The organism is Streptomyces humicola (assembly GCF_024436035.1).
Taxonomy (GTDB): domain Bacteria; phylum Actinomycetota; class Actinomycetes; order Streptomycetales; family Streptomycetaceae; genus Streptantibioticus_B; species Streptantibioticus_B humicola.
The window spans coordinates 211,595-231,892 of the sequence record NZ_JANFNG010000002.1 but is presented as its reverse complement, the minus strand read 5'-3'; the positions used below and the strand labels follow the sequence as shown (position 1 = coordinate 231,892).

General features: G+C 70.1%; 16 protein-coding genes and 1 pseudogene. 11 read left to right on the top strand and 6 right to left on the bottom strand.

The annotated features are described in order from the left end of the window. Positions 1 to 286: 286 nt before the first annotated feature. The 4 genes and pseudogenes from NGB36_RS04480 (at position 287) to NGB36_RS04465 (ending at position 2,916) form a co-directional block, all read left to right on the top strand. Entirely contained in the window at positions 287 to 1,495 is a 1,209-nt protein-coding gene (locus tag NGB36_RS04480; RefSeq protein WP_255918720.1) for an ATP-binding protein, read from the top strand. Next, positions 1,492 to 1,921, top strand: a pseudogene (locus tag NGB36_RS04475) (roadblock/LC7 domain-containing protein). Before NGB36_RS04480 ends, NGB36_RS04475 begins: the two are co-directional and overlap by 4 nt. Before the next feature lie 10 nt (positions 1,922 to 1,931). Next, complete coding sequence (locus tag NGB36_RS04470; protein ID WP_255918719.1) at positions 1,932 to 2,309, top strand: DUF742 domain-containing protein; 378 nt, start codon at positions 1,932 to 1,934, stop codon at positions 2,307 to 2,309. Then, a complete protein-coding gene (locus NGB36_RS04465; protein WP_255918718.1) occupies positions 2,290 to 2,916 on the top strand; it encodes a GTP-binding protein in 627 nt (208 codons plus the stop codon). Before NGB36_RS04470 ends, NGB36_RS04465 begins: the two co-directional genes overlap by 20 nt. A gap of 217 nt (positions 2,917 to 3,133) precedes the next feature. Here NGB36_RS04465 and NGB36_RS04460 read toward each other — a convergent pair whose 3' ends face one another. The 4 genes from NGB36_RS04460 to NGB36_RS04445 form a co-directional block, all read right to left on the bottom strand. Further along, on the bottom strand, positions 3,134 to 6,178 hold the full coding sequence (locus tag NGB36_RS04460) for an alpha-mannosidase (RefSeq protein ID WP_255918717.1): 3,045 nt from the start codon (positions 6,176 to 6,178) through the stop codon (positions 3,134 to 3,136). 66 nt (positions 6,179 to 6,244) lie between these two features. After that, positions 6,245 to 7,528, bottom strand: a complete 1,284-nt coding sequence (locus NGB36_RS04455) for a glycoside hydrolase 5 family protein (RefSeq protein WP_255918716.1) — start codon at positions 7,526 to 7,528, stop codon at positions 6,245 to 6,247. Between the two features lie 75 nt (positions 7,529 to 7,603). After that, on the bottom strand, positions 7,604 to 8,524 hold the full coding sequence (locus NGB36_RS04450; protein ID WP_255918715.1) for a carbohydrate ABC transporter permease: 921 nt from the start codon (positions 8,522 to 8,524) through the stop codon (positions 7,604 to 7,606). After that, positions 8,521 to 9,408 (bottom strand): carbohydrate ABC transporter permease, encoded by an 888-nt coding sequence (locus NGB36_RS04445; protein ID WP_255919016.1) that lies wholly within the window; start codon positions 9,406 to 9,408, stop codon positions 8,521 to 8,523. The genes NGB36_RS04450 and NGB36_RS04445 overlap by 4 nt, the downstream gene beginning before the upstream one ends. 306 nt (positions 9,409 to 9,714) lie before the next feature. Here NGB36_RS04445 and NGB36_RS04440 point away from each other — a divergent pair, with 306 nt between their 5' ends. Then, the gene (locus NGB36_RS04440; protein ID WP_255918714.1) at positions 9,715 to 10,851 is read left to right on the top strand and encodes a LacI family DNA-binding transcriptional regulator; all 1,137 of its coding nucleotides are present in this window, start codon (positions 9,715 to 9,717) and stop codon (positions 10,849 to 10,851) included. A gap of 80 nt (positions 10,852 to 10,931) precedes the next feature. Here NGB36_RS04440 and NGB36_RS04435 read toward each other — a convergent pair whose 3' ends face one another. Together NGB36_RS04435 and NGB36_RS04430 are read right to left on the bottom strand one after the other, a co-directional pair. Next, the gene (locus NGB36_RS04435; RefSeq protein ID WP_255918713.1) at positions 10,932 to 11,360 is read right to left on the bottom strand and encodes a hypothetical protein; all 429 of its coding nucleotides are present in this window, start codon (positions 11,358 to 11,360) and stop codon (positions 10,932 to 10,934) included. A 13-nt stretch (positions 11,361 to 11,373) separates the two neighbouring features. Continuing rightward, positions 11,374 to 12,564 carry an FUSC family protein gene (locus NGB36_RS04430; protein WP_255918712.1) on the bottom strand — a complete coding sequence of 397 codons (1,191 nt, stop codon included), beginning with the start codon at positions 12,562 to 12,564 and terminating at the stop codon, positions 11,374 to 11,376. Positions 12,565 to 12,772: 208 nt separating this feature from the next. On the opposite strand from NGB36_RS04430, the gene NGB36_RS04425 reads away from it, so the two are divergent. The 6 genes from NGB36_RS04425 (at position 12,773) to NGB36_RS04400 (ending at position 20,275) form a co-directional block, all read left to right on the top strand. Continuing rightward, positions 12,773 to 14,122: an L-fuconate dehydratase gene (locus NGB36_RS04425; RefSeq protein ID WP_255918711.1), complete on the top strand. Its 1,350-nt coding sequence runs from the start codon at positions 12,773 to 12,775 to the stop codon at positions 14,120 to 14,122. Beyond that, the gene (locus NGB36_RS04420) at positions 14,119 to 15,090 is read left to right on the top strand and encodes an aldo/keto reductase (protein ID WP_255918710.1); all 972 of its coding nucleotides are present in this window, start codon (positions 14,119 to 14,121) and stop codon (positions 15,088 to 15,090) included. Before NGB36_RS04425 ends, NGB36_RS04420 begins: the two co-directional genes overlap by 4 nt. A 2-nt stretch (positions 15,091 to 15,092) precedes the next feature. Further along, the gene (locus tag NGB36_RS04415; protein WP_255918709.1) at positions 15,093 to 15,404 is read left to right on the top strand and encodes an L-rhamnose mutarotase; all 312 of its coding nucleotides are present in this window, start codon (positions 15,093 to 15,095) and stop codon (positions 15,402 to 15,404) included. Between the two features lie 5 nt (positions 15,405 to 15,409). Next, entirely contained in the window at positions 15,410 to 16,276 is an 867-nt protein-coding gene (locus NGB36_RS04410; RefSeq protein WP_255918708.1) for an amidohydrolase family protein, read from the top strand. Positions 16,277 to 16,444: 168 nt separating this feature from the next. Next, positions 16,445 to 18,499, top strand: a complete 2,055-nt coding sequence (locus NGB36_RS04405; RefSeq protein ID WP_255918707.1) for an ATP-binding cassette domain-containing protein — start codon at positions 16,445 to 16,447, stop codon at positions 18,497 to 18,499. 114 nt (positions 18,500 to 18,613) lie between these two features. Beyond that, on the top strand, positions 18,614 to 20,275 hold the full coding sequence (locus tag NGB36_RS04400) for an alkaline phosphatase family protein (RefSeq protein ID WP_255918706.1): 1,662 nt from the start codon (positions 18,614 to 18,616) through the stop codon (positions 20,273 to 20,275). Positions 20,276 to 20,298 lie beyond the last annotated feature (23 nt).

Sequence of the window (20,298 nt, the reverse complement as noted above, 5' to 3'; positions counted from 1 at the left end):
GTACTTGCAGGAAGCCATGCGACGGTGCCTCAGGTGGCCCTAATGGCCACCTGACTCACAGGTAACCCGACGCTGCGTCGAAGACGTGCCCGCACCTGTTTCCTGTCAACGTGATTATGTGTGAACGCAACGTGTGTATTCTGTGTTAGCGTCCCACGGCGCGACGCCGATTTGTGAAGGGAATCGCCGTGGGTGGCATGCACGATTTCAGCGGCGCCGGATGGGTTTCGCCTGTCCTCGCATACGTCATGGCGTGTGTCGGGTCGGCCCTCGGACTGCGCTGCACATGGAGCGCCGCAACGAGGACCCGGCGGAGCTCGAGGACCTCTTCCGGCTCGACCACCTGACCACGCGCATGCGCCGCCATGCGGAGTCCCTGATCATCCTCTCCGGCGCGGCGCCCGGCCGCGGCTGGCGCAGGCCAGTGCCGCTGCTCGACGTCGTGCGCTCAGCGGTCTCGGAGGTCGAGGACTTCCCGCGGGTCGACGTCACGCAGATTCCCGACGTCCACCTCACCGGTGCCGCCGTCGCCGACCTCACCCACCTGGTCGCCGAACTCGTCGAGAACGCCACTTCGTTCTCGCCCCCGCACACCCGGGTCCTCGCCCGGGGCCAGCAGGTCGGCTCCGGCGTCGTGGTGGAGATCGAGGACCGCGGTCTGGGCATGGGCAAGGAGGCGCTCGAAGAGGCCAACCAGCGCATCGCCGACGTAAGACGGATCGACCTGCTCGACACCGAACAGCTCGGCCTGTTCGTCGTCAACCGGCTCGCCCACCGGCAGGGCGTGTCGGTGTCGCTGCAGCGCTCCGCGTACGGCGGCGTGACCGCCGTCGTCCTGCTGCCCGAAGCCCTGCTGGAGGCCGAGCCCGCCGAACAGGTACCAGCCGAGGTCGCGTCCACGGCCGGCACCCACGCCCGGGCCGGCCAGGACGACCGGTCCGAGGACCGCCCCCGCCCGGCGCAGCTGCGCGCCGCCGACCGCCAGGGCGACGCCGTGCCGTTCCCCGCCCAGCGCCGCGCCCCGGAGAGCGAGCCCGCGGGCCCCGCCCGGCCGCGGACGCCCGGAGGGAGCATCCCCGTGCCCCACACGACGCCGGCTCCCGCCGCAGGCCCAGCCCGGGACGGCGGCGCTCCCTCGCAGAACGGCAACGGCAACGGCCACGGGAGCGGCCGAGGAAGCGGACACGGCATGGGCGAAGGAGCGGGCAAGGCGGCGGCCGACGGTCCCGCGGAACCGCTGCCGCGCCGCACCCGGCAGGCGAGCCTCGCGCCTCCGCTGCGCGGCCGCCCGGAGACCCCGCCCCGGTTCGTACCGCGCGATGCCACCGCGTCCGGTCCGTCCCGCCGCTCCCCGGAGCAGGCGCGGGCCACGATGGCGTCGCTGCGCGCCGGTTGGGCGCGCGGCCGCGGCACCGGTGCGCAGCGGCCCCCGGAGGCGGCCCCGGAGGAGCACGAGTCGAGCGAGATCCCGCCCCGAGGAGATGAATCACGATGACCGGCGACATCCGGCAGTCCGCCGAACTCAACTGGCTTCTTGACGAGTTGGTTCTCCCGGGTCGCGGAGATCACGCAGGCGGTGGTGCTCTCCGGGGACGGCCTGCCGGTCGGTGCCTCGGCGGACATGACGCGTGACGACGGCGAGCGGTTCGCCGCGATCGCGTCGGGCTTCCACAGCCTCGCCAAGGGGTCCGGGCGGCACTTCGGTGCCGGCTCGGTGATCCAGACCATGGTCGAGCTGGAGGGCGGCTTCCTCTTCGTCGTCGCCGCCGGGGACGGATCGTGCCTGTCGGTCTTCACCGACGCCTCCGCCGACGTGGGTCTCGTCGCCTACGAGATGGCCCGACTGGTCAGGCGGGTCGGCGAGCATCTGGAGACGCCCACCCGGGCCGGAGCGGCGAGCGGCTTCGCGGAACCGGAATAAAGGATTCTTCATGATCGACTCCTCCACGCCGCACTGGTACGACGACGAAGCGGGGCCGCTGGTACGGCTGTACGCGATGACGGCGGGGCGCGCCAGACCGGGCAGCGAGGTGTTCGACCTCATGGCGGTCGTCCAGGCCGTGGAACCGGACGAGCACGCGACGATGCTTTCACCCGAGCAGAACGCGATCCTGCAGTTGTGCGCGCAGCGGGCCCGGCCGGTGGCGGACATCGCCTCCGACGCGGGTCTGCCCCTCGGAGTCGTGCGCGTACTGCTCAGCGACCTGCTCGCCGCCGGGCTGATCCAGGTCAGCCGCCCTGTACCCCCTGCCCGATTGCCGGACGCACGGCTTCTCAAGAAAGTGATCGATGGTCTCCGAGCGCTCTGACGCACCGAACCCCGCCAGGTCCGCGCCGTCCAGTAACTTCATGGCGCTGAAGATCATGGTCGCCGGAGGCTTCGGTGCGGGCAAGACCACGTTGGTCGGCTCGGTCAGCGAGATCCGCCCGCTGCGCACCGAGGAGCGGCTGACCGAGGCCGGACGTCCGGTCGACAGCCTCGACGGCGTCGAGGACAAGGCCACCACCACGGTGGCCATGGACTTCGACCGGATCACCATCCACGAGGACCTGGCGCTCTACCTGTTCGGCACCCCCGGGCAGGACCGGTTCTGGTTCATGTGGGACGAGTTGGCCCAGGGCGCGCTCGGTGCCGTCGTGCTCGCCGACACCCGGCGGCTGCGCGACTGCTTCCCGGCCGTCGACTACTTCGAGCATCGGGGCATCCCGTTCATCGTCGCGGTCAACTGCTTCGACGGCGCCCGCCACTACCGTGCCGAGGAGGTGGGCTCGGCGCTCGACCTGGATCCGGGGACGCCCGTCGTGCTGTGCGACGCACGGGAGCGCGCCTCCGGCAAGGAGGTGCTGACCGCTCTCGTCGAGCACGCCAGCCGCCTGTACGCGGCACAGCTGGTCGACGACTCACACGGCGCATAGACGCCGGACGGCGCCGGTCCCTCGCACCGCACCGGCAGGGACCGGCGCCGTCCGGCACGCCCTCAGCTCCCCGAGGGCTTCGCCGGCGCGTCGATCGCGGTGAATTCGTCTTCGGTGAGCGGCGGTGCGCCGACCTCCAGCGACCGGTCGAGCATCGAGTACGACGGCTGGTGGCTCAGCGCCGGGACGTCGGATGTCCATGGGCGTTGCCTTCCGCTCAGTGTCCGTGCCGGGACAGCCGCAGGGTGACGATCTCGAACGGGCGCAACCGCAGCTCCACGCCGTCGTCTTCGAGTACCGGGCGAGTGGATACGTCCCGCAGCGGACGCTCCAGCAGGTCGCAGGCCGTGACGCCGTCGGCGTCGAAACCGGCGGTCAGGCGGGTGCGCGCCCTTCCGCCGCGTGACTCGTAGAGCCGTACGATCACGTCCCCGCTCGCGTCGTCGGCGAGCTTGACGGCCGAGACCACCACCGCGTCGTCGTCCACCGCCACCAGCGGAGCGACCTCGGCGTTACCGGGGACGCGGCGCTCGGGCAGGTTGATGCGGTAGCCCTCGCGGACGGCGTCGGCGATTCCCGCACCGGGAAGGAACGCGTGGCGGAAGCGGTGCACGCCCTGGTCGGTGTGCGGGTCGGGGAAGCGCGGGGCGCGCAGCAGCGAGACCCGCACGGTCGTGGTCGTGCCCGAGTCCTCCGCGCGGACGGTACGGGTCACGTCGTGCCCGTACGTCGAGTCGTTGACGATCGCGACCCCCCAGCCGGGCTCCTCCAGGTGGACGAAGCGGTGGTTGCACGCCTCGAACTTCGCCGCTTCCCAACTGGTGTTGGTGTGCGTCGGACGGTACAGGTGCCCGAACTGCGTCTCGGAGGCGTACCGGTCGGCATGGATATCGACGGGGAACGCGGCCTTGAGGAACTTCTCGGTCTCGTGCCAGTCCACCTCCGTGTCGATGTCGAGACGCTTCTCGCCGGCCGTGAGCGTGAGCACCTGGGTCACGCGCGAGCCGCCGAAGGAGCGCGCCACGCGCACCGACACCGCATCCGGGCCGTCGTCCGCCACCGCGACCTCGTCGGCGTCCGTCAGATCGGTGACCGTGTTGCGGTAGAACGCGTCGACGTCCCAGGCGTCCCACATGTTGGGGAAGTCGGGGTGGATCTGCAGCAGATTGGCCGCCCGGCCGGGGGCGACCGTCTCGCGCCCGGCCGCCACGTCGTACGCGGAGACCACCAGGCCCCGCTCGTCGATCCCGACCCGCAGCAGCCCGTTGTCGAGCAGGAAGCCGCCGCCCGGCCGCTCGGAGACGGTGCACCGGCCCTCGGCCGGCGCTGCGGGCCGCGCACCGCCCGCGGGCACCCCGCCGCGCCTGTGCGGCGCGCCGTTGAAGACGAGCACGGAACCCGACGCCGGGTCACCGGCGAGCGCCCGCTGTGCGTCCGCGATGACCGACTCCAGCTCCTCGGCCACCGCCGCGTACGTCTTCTTCGCCTCGCGGTGCACCCACGCGATCGACGAGCCCGGCAGAATGTCGTGGAACTGGTGGAGCAGAACGGTCTTCCACACCCTGTCCAACCGCTCGTACGGGTACGGGGAGCCGGCCCGCACCGCTGCCGTGGCCGCCCACAACTCCGCCTCGCGCAGCAAGTGTTCGCTGCGCCGGTTGCCCTGTTTGGTCTTCGCCTGGCTGGTGAGCGTCGCGCGGTGCAGCTCCAGATACAGCTCGCCCACCCACACCGGCGGGGCGGGGTACTCGGCCTGAGCCTTGGCGAAGAATGCCGCCGGCTTTTCCCATTCGATCCGCGCCGACCCCTCCAGGCTGCGCATCCGCGCCGCCTTCGCGATCATCTCGCGTGTCGTGCCGCCACCGCCGTCGCCGTAGCCGGTGGGCGCGAGGGAGCGGCCTGCTGCGCCCTTGTCCTTGAAGTTGCGTACGGCGTGGGCGATCTCCTGCCCTTTCATCGAGCAGTTGTAGGTGTCGACGGGCGGGAAGTGCGTGAAGATCCGGGTTCCGTCGATCCCCTCCCACCAGAAGGTGTGGTGCGGGAACTTGTTGACCTGGCTCCACGAGATCTTCTGCGTCAGCAGCCACTTGGAACCCGCCGCCTTGATGATCTGCGGCAGTCCCGCGGCGAAGCCGAAGGTGTCGGGGAGCCACGCCTCCTCGTTCTCGATGCCGAACTCGTCGAGGAAGAAGCGCTTGCCGTGCACGAACTGACGGGCCATCGCCTCGGAGCCGGGCATGTTGGTGTCGGACTCCACCCACATGCCGCCGGCCGGGACGAACCGGCCCTCGGCGACCGCCTTCTTCACCTTCGCGTAAACCTCGGGCCGGTGCTCCTTGATCCATGCGTACTGCTGGGCCTGCGACATCGCGTAGACGAACTCCGGCTCGTCATCGAGCAGCGCCGTCATGTTCGCCGTCGTCCGCGCCACCTTGCGCACGGTCTCGCGCAGCGGCCACAGCCAGGCGGAGTCGATGTGCGCGTGGCCGACGGCGCTGATGCGGTGCGCGGAGGGCTCGGCGGGCGCGCTGAGCACACCGGCGAGCCGCTCGCGCGCGGCAGCGGCCGTGCCGCCCACGTCCTGCAGGTCGATCGCGTCGAGCGCCCGGTCGATCGCGCGCAGGATCTGCCAGCGGCGCGCACCCTCCACCGGCAGCTCCTGCATGAGCTCGCCGAGCACCTCCAGGTCCTGGACGAGCTCCCACACCGTCTCGTCGAAGACGGCCAGGTCCATCCGTGCGATGCGGTACTGCGGCTCGTCGCCCGCGGTCTCCTTGTCGCCCAGACCGGTGGGGAGGAAGGGGTGGTAGTCGAGGATCACGGGATTCGACGCGGCCTCGATGTGCAGCAGCACCTTCTCCCCGCCGGCCACCGGCGCACCGATGCGCACCCACTGGTTGCGCGGGTTGAGGCCCTTCACCGGTGTGCCGTCGGCCCGGTAGACCAGGCCCTCGCACTGGAACCCCGGCATGTTCTCGTCGAACCCGAGGTCCAGCAGCGCCTCCACCGCCCGCCCCGCCCACTCGGCCGGCACCGTGCCCGACACCGTCAGCCAGCTGGTGCCCCACGGCGCTCCCCACGCCGTGCCCGGCGCGATGGGGGTACGGGGAGCGGCCAGGCCCTCGGCGACCGGCACGGGTTCGCCGGGCGCGTGCCAGATGCCGACGTCGAGCGGAACGGACCGCGGATACAGGGCGGGGCGGATCCGCTCGTCGAGGACGCGCTTGAGACGGGACTCGACCAGGCTGCGGTCGTCGTGCATATCAGCTGCTCCAGGGGTACTGGGAGGTGGGGGTTCCGGGTTCCGGGTGCACAGTTCCGTGGGCCTTCAGCGGACGTCTCCCGGTGCGACGACCTCGGTGATGCCACGGGCTGCGAGGTGCTTGCGGTCGTCGGCCCGTGCCGCGAGCACCGTCGTGGGCCGCGCGCCCGCCTCCGCCAGCCGCATGAACGCGTCGAAGACCTTGCCGCCGGGACCGCACACCGAGCGGTGCGGCGCGGTGTCCTCGTCCCCGGCGTCGACGATCAGCGCGGTGGTCCTGGGCGCCGCATGGTGCGCGTGCTGGTCGTCCCGCCATGCCCCGACAATACGGGCGATGCTGCGCCCTGCCGGTTTGACTCGGCGGTCGTTGGTGAGCAGCCCGAGGCTGTATTCGAGCTCCGGGAAGTCGGCGAGGGCGCGGTCCACGTCGTGCGAGCACCACCAGGTGACGCCCCACAGATCGGGGCAGTCGAGGGCGGCGGCGACGGTCGAGTCGGTGAACCGGGCGGCATCCGCCGTGGCGATGTGCGGATGCGGCGCGCCGACCTCCTGCAACCAGACCGGGCGGTGCGGATCGTCGGCCCAGGCCTTCGACAGTTCGATCATGTATGCGGCGTGGTGGACGGTTGCGGCGGAGCGCGGGCCGTACTGCTGCGCGGTGCCGTTGAACACCCATGAGTGGACCGCGGTGGCGGCGCCGAGGCAGGCCGCGTGCGCCGGCGTGAAGGGGTGGTCGTCCTGGTACCAGGCCGCGTCGTACTCCGCATGCAGATGGAAGCCGCCCGGCGCGCCGCGTTCACAGGCGTCGAGCACGCGCCGCAGCCAGGCCGCCGCCTGCCCCGGGGTGATGCGGTCGGGGTCGGGATGCGGGCCGGAAGAGAACTGGTTGATCTCGTTGCCGATCGTCATGCCGAGGAAGTTGGGGCGGTCGGCGAGCGCGGCGGCGAGGGTGCGCAGGTACTCCTCCTGCGCCGCGACGACGTCGGGGTCGGTGAAGATGTTGCGGCGGTGCCAGGTGACGGTCCACGACGGCTGGAAGTCGAAGCTGGACAGGTGGCCCTGGAGCCCGTCCACGTTCACGTCGAGGCCGCGTTCGCCCGCCGCGTCCACCAGCTGGACCAGCTGTTCGACGGCGCCTGGCCGGATGAGCGTGCGGTTCGGCTGGAAGAGCGGCCACAGCGGGAAGACCCGGATGTGGTCCAGGCCGAGCGCGGCGATGGAGTCGAGGTCGGCGCGGACGGCGTCGAGGTCGAAGTCGAGCCAGTGGTGGAACCAGCCCGTGGTGGGCGTGTAGTTGACGCCGAACCGGGGAGTGGGTGTGGCTCGGGAAGTGCTGTCGTGAGCGGTCATGCTCGGGGTGAGTCCTTGGTGAGGTGAGCTGGGCGGGCTGGGCGGCGCGGGAGTACGGGCAAGGGGCGGGGGCGGTCAGCCCTTGACGGCTCCCTCGCCAACGCCCTTGAAGAAGTAGCGCTGCAGGCAGGCGAACATCACCATCAGCGGGGCCACGGCGATGATCGTGCCCGCCGCGACCATCCGCTGGTCGTCGGAGAACGTGCCGTGCAGATAGTTCAGCCCGATGGTGAGCGTGTAGTTGCCGGGATTGCTGAGCACGATCAACGGCCACAGGAAGTCGTCCCACGACCCCATGAAGGCGAAGATCGCCACCACGGCGAGGGTGCCCTTCACCGAGGGCAGCGCGATCCGGAAGAAGCGCTCCCACACGTTGGCGCCGTCGACGACGGCCGCCTCCTCGATCTCGTACGGCAACTTCGCGAAGGCGTTGCGCATCAGCAGGACGTTCATCGCGTTGATGCAGCCCGGCAGCACCACCGCGATCAGTGTGTTGTTCAGGTTCAGCTGGCGCATCGTCAGGAACTGAGCGATCAGCGTGCTCTCCTGCGGCACCAGCATCGCCACGATGAACAGCACCGTCGCCGTCCGCCGGCCGCGGAACCGCAGCCGGGCGAGGGCGAAACCGGCCATCGAGGCGCCGACGAGGTTGGTCACCACATTGGCCGAGGCCACCTTCAGGGAGTTCAACGCGTAGTCCCAGACCGGAATGATCCTCCCGACGCCGGAGAAGTTCTGCAGCGTGGGGGAGGACGGCAACAGCTTCGGCGGGTAGCTGTAGATGTCCTCGTGCGGGCCCTTGAGCGCGGTGGACAGCTCCCACAGGAACGGTCCGACCGAGATCGCGAGCACCGCCAGCAGCAGTACATAACGCAGCACCAACTGCCGGGCGGGAAGCCGCCGTCCTGCGAGGGCGTTGCGGCGTCGCCTGCGTAGCCGCGTCGATGTCTCCTCGGCTGCAGCGCTCTGCGGAGCGGTGGTGAGTGCGGCGCTCATGACTCCTCCCTGCGGTCGGTGCGGAGCACCAGCAGCATCAGGCCGAGGGTGACCACGAACAGCACGACGGAGATGGCGGAGGCGTAGCCGACCTGACCGGTCAGGCCCTGGCCGACCTGGGTGATCAGCATGACGAGCGTGGTGTCCTCGCCCGCCGGCCCGCCATTGGGTCCGGCCATCAGATAGACCTCGGAGAAGACCTTGAAGGCGAAGACGGCGGAGAGCGCGGCGACCAGCACCATCGTCGGGCGCACGGCGGGCACGGTGACGGAGAAGAACCGCCGGACCGCGCCGGCGCCGTCGACCTCTGCAGCCTCGTGCAGCTCGATCGGGATGTTGGCCAGGGCCGCCATGTAGATGATCATGTAGTAGCCGAGGCCCTTCCAGACCGTGACTGTCATGGCGCTGAAGAGGATCAGCCACGGGTCGCTGAGGAAGTTCACCTTGCCCGCGCCGAGCGCCTGCAGGATGCCGTTGATCAGGCCTCGGTCGTCGAGCATCCACACCCAGATCAGGCCGACCACGACGACGGAGGCCACCACCGGCGTGTAGAAGGCGGCGCGGAAGAAGCCGATGCCGGGTATCTGCCGTTGCACGAGCATCGCCAGCAGCAGCGGCAGGACGACGGTGAACGGCACGACGCACACCACGTACAGACTGCTGTTGCGCAGACCCGTCCAGAACTGCGGGTCGTGAAGGAGCTGGTCGTAGTTGGCCAGCCCCACGAACTGCCCGGTGACCAGCGTGTGGTCGTTGGTGAAGGACTGCGCCAGCGTGTTGACGAACGGGTAGAGGCTGAAGGCGGTGATCACCAGCAGCCCGGGCGCCAAGAACAGCCAGGGGCTGGTCGGCAGTTGTCTGCGCAGGCCGCGCACGGATGGCATCGTTGTCACCTCAGTCACCTCTGTCACGTCGGCCCTGCTCCATCAGCCGGTCGCACGGGGGACTCCTTCGCTCGGACGGGCGGTGGCGGACACGCCAGCACAACCTGCATTGCTGCTCGCGGGATTGTCAACACATTCATCGACAGGAATTCGACGGCAGTGTTAAACCCACAGGTCAGATGCGGTGGAAGGGGTGAGTTGCGGCCTATGGCTAATGCGCTTTATAGTCACCGCACTCAAGCGCATTAGTCCATGACGGCCCGTCAGGTTGGACGTCGCAGACGCGGAACGGGGAGAGGGGTACGTATGACATCACATCCCCAACAACCGGCCGAGGAGCCGTCCTCCGCCCCGGCGCGTCCGGCCCGCCGGACTCCCGCACGCCGCCCGACGATGAAGGACATCGCCCGGCGCGCCGGCGTCTCCGAGAGCGCAGTCTCCTTCGCCCTCAACGACCGGCCCGGCGTCTCCGAAGTGACCCGGGACCGGGTGCGGCGTGTCGCCGAACAGCTCGGCTGGCGGCCGAGTTCCGCGGCCCGGGCGCTGTCCGGTGAGGGCGCGGGCACCGTCGGCCTCGTCCTGGCGCGTCCCGCCCGCACCCTCGGCGTCGAGTCGTTCTTTCTGCAGCTGATCTCCGGGATCCAGCAGGTGCTCGCCCAGCGTCAACTCGGTCTGCTCTTCCAGGTGGTGGAGGACATCGACGCCGAGTGCGCGACATACCGGCGCTGGTGGGCCGAGCGGAGGGTCGACGGCGTCCTGGTGGTGGACCCGCGCTCGTTCGACCCGCGCCCCGGTCTGCTGGACTCGCTGGGACTGCCGACCGTCGTCATCGGCGGGATGGGCTCGGGGGAGCACGGCGGCCCGTCCGGGGAGCAGTACGCGTCGTTGTCCACCCTGTGGGCCGACGACGCGGGCGCCATGGCGCTCATCGCCGATCACCTGCACTCGCTCGGCCATCGCAGGATCGTGCACATCGCGGGTCTGCCCGGCCTCGCCCACACCGAGCGGCGCATCCGCTCGCTGCGTGACGAGGCCGGCCGCCTCGGGCTCACCGGCGTCCGGTCGGTGACCACCGACTACTCCGACACCGAGGGCGCCGCCGCCACCCGCCGGGTGCTCGACGACGAGACCCCGCCCACCGCGATCATCTACGACAACGACGTGATGGCGGCGGCCGGAGCCTCCGTCGCCGCCGCCCGCGGCCTGTCCATCCCGCGCGACCTGTCCGTCGTGGCCTGGGAGGACTCCGTGCTGTGCCGGATGACGCACCCCTGGCTCACCGCGCTCGCCCGGGACACGATCGCCTTCGGACAGGCCGCGGCCCAGCAGCTGACCGATCTGCTGGACGGCGTCCCCGCCCGCACGGTCCAGGTCCCGCTGCCCGAGCTCGTCGTGCGCGAGAGCACGGGCGCACCCCGTGGACGCAGTCCACGTAGTACGTGACGCCGGTGGAGGCCGCGGCGCTCGCGGAGTTGGAGGAACGCTTGAGAGCAGCCGAAGACGCCCGCGCAGCTCGTCGCGCTCTATGAGCAGCCCGTCGGCCGCAACGCCGTGCTCCTCGTCAACGTGCCCCCGGCCGTGAACGGCCGCATCGACGACACCGACGTGGCCTCGCTCACCGCCTTCCGTGCCGCCTTCCGTGCCGCGGTCGACGCCACGTACGGGCACGACAGGCTGATGCACGCTCCCGTCACCACCATCTGGTCACCGCCGGACGCGGCAACCACCGGCACCTTTGCCGCCGAGCTGCCCGGGACCGTCACCTTCGGCCGCATCCGGCTCGGCGAGGACGGCCACCACGGCCAGCGCGTCGAGCAGTTCGCCGTCGACATCCCGGACGGTTCCGGATGGCAGCAGGTGGCGGCCGCCACCGTCGTCGGACTGAGCCGCATCCTCACCCTGCCCGCGGCGGTGAGCGCCGGCCGGATACGGATACGGATACGGATACGCACATCGTCTCAGCGGTCAGGAGGAGAACGGGAGGCGCAGCCTGCGCAGGCGGGCCAGCATGCCGCGGTGCCTGACCGGTCTGTCGGCGTACTGCCCCTCCAGCCATCGTGCACGCTTCTCGACGTCGAGCTCGTCCAGCAGCCGGTCGATGTTGGCGAGCAGGGCACCGTGCAGCTCCCAGCTCTGCCACTGTTCCGTCTCGTAGCGCAGCAGGGCCGCGATCCGCTCCCGGTCCTCGCGGGCGGCCTCAAGCGCGCGTGCCAGCTCCGACTCCGCGCGCTCGGCGCCCTCGGTGACCTGGGCGGTGATCAGACGGCCGAAGCTCTGCACCGCGACGGCGAGGTGCGTGAACAGATCGTCCAGGCCTGCGGCGATCTCGGCCCCGTACACCGATTCGTGGTGGGTGCGGGCGAGGTCCGTCAGCACCCTGCACAGCGTGCGCAGCAGCACGGCGCACACTTCGAGGGTGTCGAGGCCGCTGCGCAGGATCAACCGTGCCATGGCGCCCTGCCGCACGCGAGGGTTGAGCTTGGTGCTCTCCTCCGCTCGGCGCAGCGACTCGTCGAACCTCGCGATCTCGTTGTCGAGCCTGCGCGCCTCGTGGAGCCAGGCGGCTGCCTGGTCGGCCGATGCGCCGTGCCGCAGTTCTTCGCCGATGCGCAGCAGCAGCCGTCCCATCGTGCCGGAGAGTTCCTGGACGGCCTCGCCCGCGGGCTGCACGAAGACCGGAGGTGCGATCACGGCGTTGACGAGTACCCCGACCACGGCCCCGATCACCGTTTCGATCACCCGGTCGAGTGCCTGGCTCGAGGGGGTGGAGACGCCGAGGATGAGCATGCTGCTGATCGCCACCTCCGCCACGAACTCATCGACGCGGATCATGTGGCCGACGAGCAGCGAGGCGAGAATGATCAGCCCGAGACTCCACCATCTCAGGCCCACGAGTTCACTGAACGCCACGGCGATCAGCACGCCCGCGACCACGCTCAGCACCCTGCGCACCCCCGTCGTGAGTGTGGTGTAGAGGGTGACCTGGACGACGAGCAGCGCCGTCAGCGGAGCGGTGAGCGGGATGGGGTTGGGGGAGAGCCGCAGCGCGGCTACGTACGAGAGGACCGCAGCCAGGGTCGAGCGCGCCATCTGCACCACGACGGGCTCGTTGCGCCGTTTGATGAGGCCGACCAGCGGGGCGGGGATGGCACGCACGGTGCCACTCTCCCCCGGTGGTGCGGCTGGGACGCGGCAGGGCGCCCCCGCCACCGGGGTGAAATCGGCATGCGCAGGGCTGCGACCTCCGCGGACATCGGATGACTTGACGTCATTGGCGCCCTTGCCTTCCAAGGTGCGGGATCGTAGAGTCCAGAGTCATCGGCAGACATCCGATGTCTGGCGCCCGTGAGTGAAAGGCGTCCCCTTGTCCGCGACCTCCTCCCGGATCACCGGAGTCCACACCTACGACATCCGCTTCCCCACCTCGCGGGAGCACGACGGTTCCGATGCGATGAACCCCGATCCCGATTACTCGGCGGCGTATCTGGTGCTGCGGACGGACGCGGGTGACGGCGTCGAAGGGCATGGGTTCACCTTCACCATCGGTCGCGGGAACGACGTGCAGGTCGCGGCGATCGACGCCCTGCGCCGGCATGTCGTGGGCCGCCGCGTCGAGGAGGTGTGCGGCGACCCCGGATCGCTCCACCGGGACCTCGTGGGCGACAGTCAGCTGCGGTGGCTGGGCCCCGAGAAGGGCGTGATGCACATGGCGATCGGCGCCGTGGTCAACGCCGTGTGGGACCTGGCCGCCAAGCGGGCGGGGAAGCCGTTGTGGAAGTTGCTCGCGGATGCCTCCCCCGAGTGGTTGGTCTCGCAGGTGGACTTCCGCTACATCGACGATGCGATCAGCCCGGACGACGCACTGGCGTTGCTGCGGGCGCGGGCGGACGGGCGTGTGGAGGGGGAGCGGGTGCTGCTGGAGCGGGGCTACCCGGCGTACACGACCTCGCCGGGGTGGCTGGGCTATGCAGACGACAAGCTCGTGCGGTTGGCGCGGGAGGCGGTGGGGCAGGGGTTCGGGCAGATCAAGTTGAAGGTGGGGGCGGATCTGGCCGACGACGTGCGGCGGTGCCGGCTGGCGCGGGAGGCGGTGGGGCCCGGAGTGCGGATCGCGATCGATGCCAATCAGCGCTGGGGAGTACGCGAAGCCGTCGAATGGGTGGGGGCGTTGGCGGAGTCGGACCCGTACTGGATCGAGGAGCCGACGAGCCCGGACGACATCCTGGGCCATGCGGCGATCCGCAGGGCGGTGGCTCCGGTGAAGGTGGCGACTGGTGAGCACGCGCACAACCGCATCGTGTTCAAGCAGCTGTTGCAGGCGGAGGCGATCGATGTGCTGCAGATCGACGCGGCCCGGGTCGGCGGGGTCAACGAGAACCTGGCAATTCTGCTGCTGGCGGCGAAGTTCGGGGTGCCGGTGTGCCCGCACGCGGGTGGAGTGGGGCTGTGCGAGCTGGTGCAGCATTTGTCGATGTTCGATTTCGTGGCCGTGTCGGGGACGACGCGGGACCGGGTGATCGAGTACGTGGATCATCTGCATGGGCATTTCGTGGATCCAGTGCGCATCCGGGACGGCCACTACACCGCACCGACCGCCCCCGGATTCTCCGCGGCCATGCGGCCGGAGGCCATCGCCACGTACACCTATCCCGGCGGCGCGTTCTGGGCCGCCGACCTTGCCACCCGGCAGGAGCAGCAGGGGATGACGGCATGACCGGCGGTGTCGAGCTGACAGGTGTCTCCTTCGGGGGCGCGGCGATCGGCAACCTGTTCACCCCCGTCGGCGACGAGGAGGCGGCCGGAGCCGTCGACGCCGCCTGGCGCGCCGGAGTCCGCTACTTCGACACCGCACCGCACTACGGCCTCGGCCTGTCCGAACGACGGCTCGGCGCCGCCCTGCGCAGCCGCCCCCGCGACGAGTACATCGTCTCCACGAAGGTCGGACGACTGCTCGAACCCGCCGACACGGCGGGCGGGGACGACATGGCGCACGGTTTCGCGGTGCCAGCCACCCACCGCAGGGTCTGGGACTTCACCGCCGACGGTATACGGCGCAGCGTCGAGGCGAGTCTGACCCGGCTCGGCCTCGACCGCGTCGACCTGCTGTACCTGCACGATCCCGACGACCACGTACGCCAGGCACTCGACGAGGCCTACCCCGCGCTCGAACGGATGCGGGACGAAGGCGTCGTCGGTGCCATCGGCATCGGCATGAACCAGGCCGCGGTGCCCGCGCGATTCCTGCGCGAGACCGACATCGACGTCGTCCTGCTCGCCGGCCGCTACACCCTGCTGGACCAGAGCGCACTCGCCGAGCTCCTCCCCGAGGCCGAACACCGCGGCAAGAAGGTCGTCATCGGCGGCGTCTTCAACTCCGGCCTGCTCGCCGACCCCAGGCCCGGCGCCACCTACGACTACACCGCCGCCCCCAACGCCCTGCTGGAGCGGGCCCTGCGCATCCGGGACATCGCACAACGCCATGGCGTGCCGCTGCGCGCCGCGGCCCTGCGCTTCCCGTTCGGCCATCCGGCGGTCGCCAGCGTCCTGGTCGGGATGCGCACGGCCGCCGAGGCGGACGACGCGGCATCGATGCTGAGCCGGCCGGTCCCCTCCGCGCTGTGGCGCGCACTGCGCGCCGCGGGCCTGCTGCCGGACGACGTGCCCACCCCGGAGGAGACATAGCCATGCGAATCGCCCTGCACACGAAGGTCCGTGCCGACCGGATCGAGGAGTACGAGGCTGCGCACCGCGAGGTGCCCGCGGAGCTCGTCGCGGCCATCCGCGCCGCGGGCGCCCGCTCGTGGACGATCTGGCGCAGCGGCACCGACCTCTTCCACCTCCTGGAGGTCGACGACTACGCCGGGTTGATAGCGCGGCTGCGGGAGCTGCCGGTGAATGTGGCCTGGCAGGCGCGCATGGGCGAACTGCTCGACGTCGCCCACGACTACTCGTCGGACGGCGCGCACGCGCCGCTTCCCGTGGTGTGGGAGTTGTGAGGGAGATGCCGCTCGTCGACGCGCACCATCACGTGTGGGACCTGTCCGTCCGTGACCAGGACTGGATCACCGGCGACGCCCTCGCCCCGCTGCGCCGCGACTTCTCACTCCGTGACCTCGAACCCGAGGCCCGTGCCGCGGGCGTCACCGCGACCGTCCTCGTGCAGACCGTCACCGTGGCCGAGGAGACCCCGGAGTTCCTGCGGATCGCGGACGAGAGCGAGCTCGTCGCCGGCGTCGTCGGCTGGACCGATCTGACCGCACCCGAGGTCGCCGGCGCCCTCGCCCGGCTGCGCCAACTGCCCGGCGGCGACCACCTGGTGGGGATCCGCCACCAGGTGCAGAGCGAACCCGACCCGCAGTGGCTGCTCCGCCCCGACGTGCGGCGCGGTCTGGCCGCGGTCGCCGACGCGGGACTCGTCTACGACCTCGTCGTCCAGCCGCACCAGCTCGCCGCCGCGTTCAGCGCCGCCGCCGGACTACCGGAACTCACCTTCGTACTCGACCATTTGGGCAAGCCGCCGATCGCCTCGGGGGAGCTGCACCCGTGGGCCCACCTCGTGCGGGCGCTTGCGGCGCTGCCCAACACGGTCTGCAAGCTGTCGGGAATGGTGACCGAGGCGGCCTGGGACAGCTGGACGGTGCAGGACCTGAGCCCGTACGCCGACATCGTGCTCGACGCCTTCGGTCCCCGGCGGCTGATGTTCGGCTCTGACTGGCCGGTCTGCCGGCTCGCCGCGTCCTACGCCGAGGTGCTCGCCGCCGCCCGGATGCTGACCGCCGGCCTGACCGCCTCCGAGCAGGCCGCGGTGTACGGGGAGACCGCCTGCCGCGTCTACGGGCTGCCTTCTGTCCTGATCAACCGCCATTGACCCGTATATGACGGATCTCTGCCCAGCCTGTGCGTCCGCTCTCAGGTTCGACGGATAACCTGTGCGCGCCTGGGGGGCTCGCCGGTGCGCAGCCGGCGCTTCGACGTGCGCGCATACCGGTCGGACGGCCCCGGGGCACAGACGAGCGCTATCGAGTCATGAGGAACAATGGCAGACGAACGGCCGTCCACCACCGGGCGGGTTGTCAGGATCGGTCGGGCTCCGGACAACGACCTGGTCGTAACCACCCTGTGGGTGTCGCGGTACCACGCGGAGCTGCGACCGGCTTCCGGCGGCGGATACGAGATAGTCGACCTCAACAGCTTCGGCGGCACATACGTCGATGGTCTGGCGGTCACCCGCCGCACGCTCGGCCCCGAGAACACGGTGGAGATCGGCCACTGCAAGTTCCGTCTCGTCGGCGACCGGCTGGAGGAATTCACCGACAGCCGTGAAATATCCTTCTCCGCCCGGGCGCTGACGACCAGGGTCAAGCACAAGGGCAGCATGAAGACGTTGCTCGACGACATCAGCCTGAGCCTGGAGTCGAACTCTCTGGTCGCCGTTGTCGGCCCCTCCGGGTCGGGCAAGTCGACACTCCTGCGTGCTCTGACGGGCTATCAGCCGGCCGACGAGGGCGAGGTCCTCTACGACGGCCGCAATCTGTACGAACACTTCGCCGAACTGCGCCAGCGCATCGGCCTGGTGCCGCAGGACGACATCCTGCACACCCAGCTGACGGTGCGCACCGCGCTGCGTTACGCGGCGAAGCTGCGCTTCCCCCGCGACACCTCACAGGCCGAGCGGGACCGGCGCGTCGACGAGGTGCTGGACGAGCTGGGGCTTGCACACCGCGCGGACAACCGCATCACCGCGCTGTCGGGCGGCCAGCGCAAGCGGGTCTCGGTCGCTCTGGAACTCCTCACCAAACCGTCGCTGCTGTTTCTCGACGAACCGACCTCCGGTCTCGACCCGGGGCTCGACCGGCAGGTGATGCAGATGCTGCGTGATCTGGCCGACGACGGGCGCACGGTGGTGGTCTCCACACACAGCGTCGCCAATCTGGAGCTGTGCGACCGGCTGCTGGTACTGGCACCGGGCGGGCAGGCGGCCTACTTCGGACCGCCCAAGGAGGCTCTGGAATTCTTCGGGTACCAGGACTGGGCCGACGTCTTCCAGGACTTCGACCAGCACCCCGACCGCGCGTGGTCGCGTGAGTACCGCGAATCGGCCGTGTACGAGCGGTACTCGGCCGACGCGCAGCGGCCGGCTCCCCCCGAGGACCGGAAGGAGGCAGGGAAGGCCGGGCGCAACGCCGGCGCCGGCGCCAAGAAGCCGCGCGACCCGCAACGCTGGTCCTCCCAGCTGGTGACGCTGGTTCGGCGCAACTGCTCGGTGATCGCCTCCGACCGCGGGCACGTCTTCCTCCTCGTCGTCCTGCCGCTGATCATGGGGGTGCTCAGCTACGCGACGCCCGCCGCCTACGGGCTCATGGCGGCGAGCCAGGCAGGCGTCGACCTGAGGGCCTGTGCGCCCAACTTCAACGTCGACGCACAGGTCGTGCTGCTGGTCCTGGCGATCGGCGCCTGCCTGACGGGCACCGCCAACTCGGTGCGCGAACTCGTCCAGGAACGCGTGATCTACCAACGTGAACGCGCCACCGGCCTGTCCAGATCCGCCTACGCGGTCTCGAAGGTCATCGTCCTCGGCGTGATCACCGGTGTGCAGGGCTTTGCGGTGGCCGGAATCGGGCTGTGGGGACGGCGGTTGCCGACGTCGGGACTGTTGCTCTCCCCGTCAGCCGTCGAACTCGTCCTCGTCGTGGTGCTGCTCGCCGTCACCTCGATGATGCTCGGCCTCATCATCTCCGCCCTGGTGCGCACCGCCGAGAAGACCATGCCGCTGCTGGTGCTGGCAACGCTCATCCAGGTGATGTCCACCGGCGCCGTCTTCCCGCTGTTCAACCAGACCGGCCTGGCACAGCTCTCCTGGCTCGCCCCCTCCCGGTGGGCTGTCGCCGCCCAGGCCGCCACCATCAGCCTCAACCGCATCGGCCCCCCGGCGGACACCAGGCATCCCGACCTCTCCGATCCGCTGTGGGCGCACACCACCACCCAATGGGGCCTGGACGTCGGCGTTCTCGTCGCGCTCGGTCTCGCCGGAGTGGTCCTCGTCACCAGCATGCTCAGGCGCCACGAACCCGCCGTCATGCGGCGACGCTGACTTGCCAGGTTTGCTGAGCGTTCAACTTCCGGCCGTCGTCCGTACAAACCCGGCGACTACTCATGTCGCGAGCCGAGCATCGCCGCTTGCGCCATGAGATATCGGGAGACATTTGTGACCCGCCGTTCGATACGACTGGCCGCCATCCTCGGAGTCGCTGCGACTCTCGCCGGGGGTTCCCTGGCTGCGGCTTCACAGCTCACCGGCCCCGCCGCCGGGCCGCAGAAGGCCGCAGCCGCCAAGCACGTCCTGCTGCTCTCCGTCGATGGCCTGCACCAGTCGGACCTGGCCTGGTACGTCGCCAAGCATCCCGGCTCGGCGCTGGCCAAGCTGGTGAACGGCGGCGTGCAGTACACCAACGCGCACACCACCACGCCCTCCGACTCCTTCCCCGGCATGGTCGCCCAGGTCACCGGCGGCGGCCCGGGCACCACCGGCGTGTACTACGACGACACGTACAACCACGTCCTGCTCCCCGCGGGCACCACCAACTGCAAGGGCGTCAAGCCCGGCGCCGAGGTGGACCTCACCGAGGACATCGACAAGAACAAGGCCAGCATCGACGCCGGCCAGGGCCTGTCGGGCCTGCCGAACAGCATCCTGCAGATGACCGGCACCCCGGCGGACCTCATCGACCCGAGCAAGCTGCCGGTCGACCCCACCACCTGCAAGCCGGTCTACCCGCACTCCTACCTGCAGGTGAACACCGTCTTCAACGTGGCCCGCAGCGCCGGTCTGCGCACCGCTTGGTCGGACAAGCACATCGCGTACGACATCCTCAACGGACTGTCCGGCAACGGCATCCAGGACCAGTTCTCCCCGGAGATCAACAGCAACGCCCCCGGCTACCCCGCCGGCGGTGACTGGACGACCGACAACAAGGCCACCGAGCAGTACGACAGCTACAAGGTCAAGGCCGTCCTCAACGAGATCGACGGCTACGACCACAGCGGCAGCCACAAGGTCGGTACCCCGGGCATCTTCGGCATGAACTTCCAGTCGGTGTCCACCGCGCAGAAACTGCCCACATCCGAAGGCCTCAAGGGCGGCTACGTCTCCAAGGGCGTCCCCGGCCCGCTGCTGCAGAAGAACCTCGACTACATCAACACCGAGGTCGGCGCGATGGTGAAGGAGATCCAGGCCAAGGGCCTCGCCTCCAGCACCGACATCATCCTCTCCGCCAAGCACGGCCAGTCGCCGACCGACCCCAACGCGCTGACCCGCATCGACGACGGCCCCCTCCTCGACGGCCTCAACGCCGCCTGGAAGAAGGCGCACCCGGGCACCGGGGACCTCGTCGCCCACTCGGTGGACGACGACGGCATGCTGCTGTGGCTCAACGACCGCACCGCCGCGGCCACCGCGTTCGCCAAGCAGTACCTGCTGGCGCAGAGCGGCCAGGGCAACGACATCAACGGCAACCCCAAGGCCTTCACCAACAGCGGCCTCAGCAAGGTCTACGCGGGCGCTGACGCCGCCCACTACTTCGGCGTCAAGCCCGGTGACCCCCGTGTCCCCGACCTCTTCGGCATCGCCAAGTACGGCGTCGTCTACACCGGCGGCAAGTCGAAGATCGCCGAGCACGGCGGTGCCCACTCGGACGACCTGAATGTCCCGCTCGTGGTCTGCGGAGCCGGTGTCGCCTCCGGCAAGACCAAGTCCGGCGACGTCCAGACCGCCCAGATCGCCCCGACCATCCTGTCGCTGCTCGGCCTGGACCCGCAGCAGTTGCAGGCCGTCCAGCGCGAGCACACCCAGGTGCTTCCGCTGCGCTGACCTGCACACGGCTCGGGCCGCGC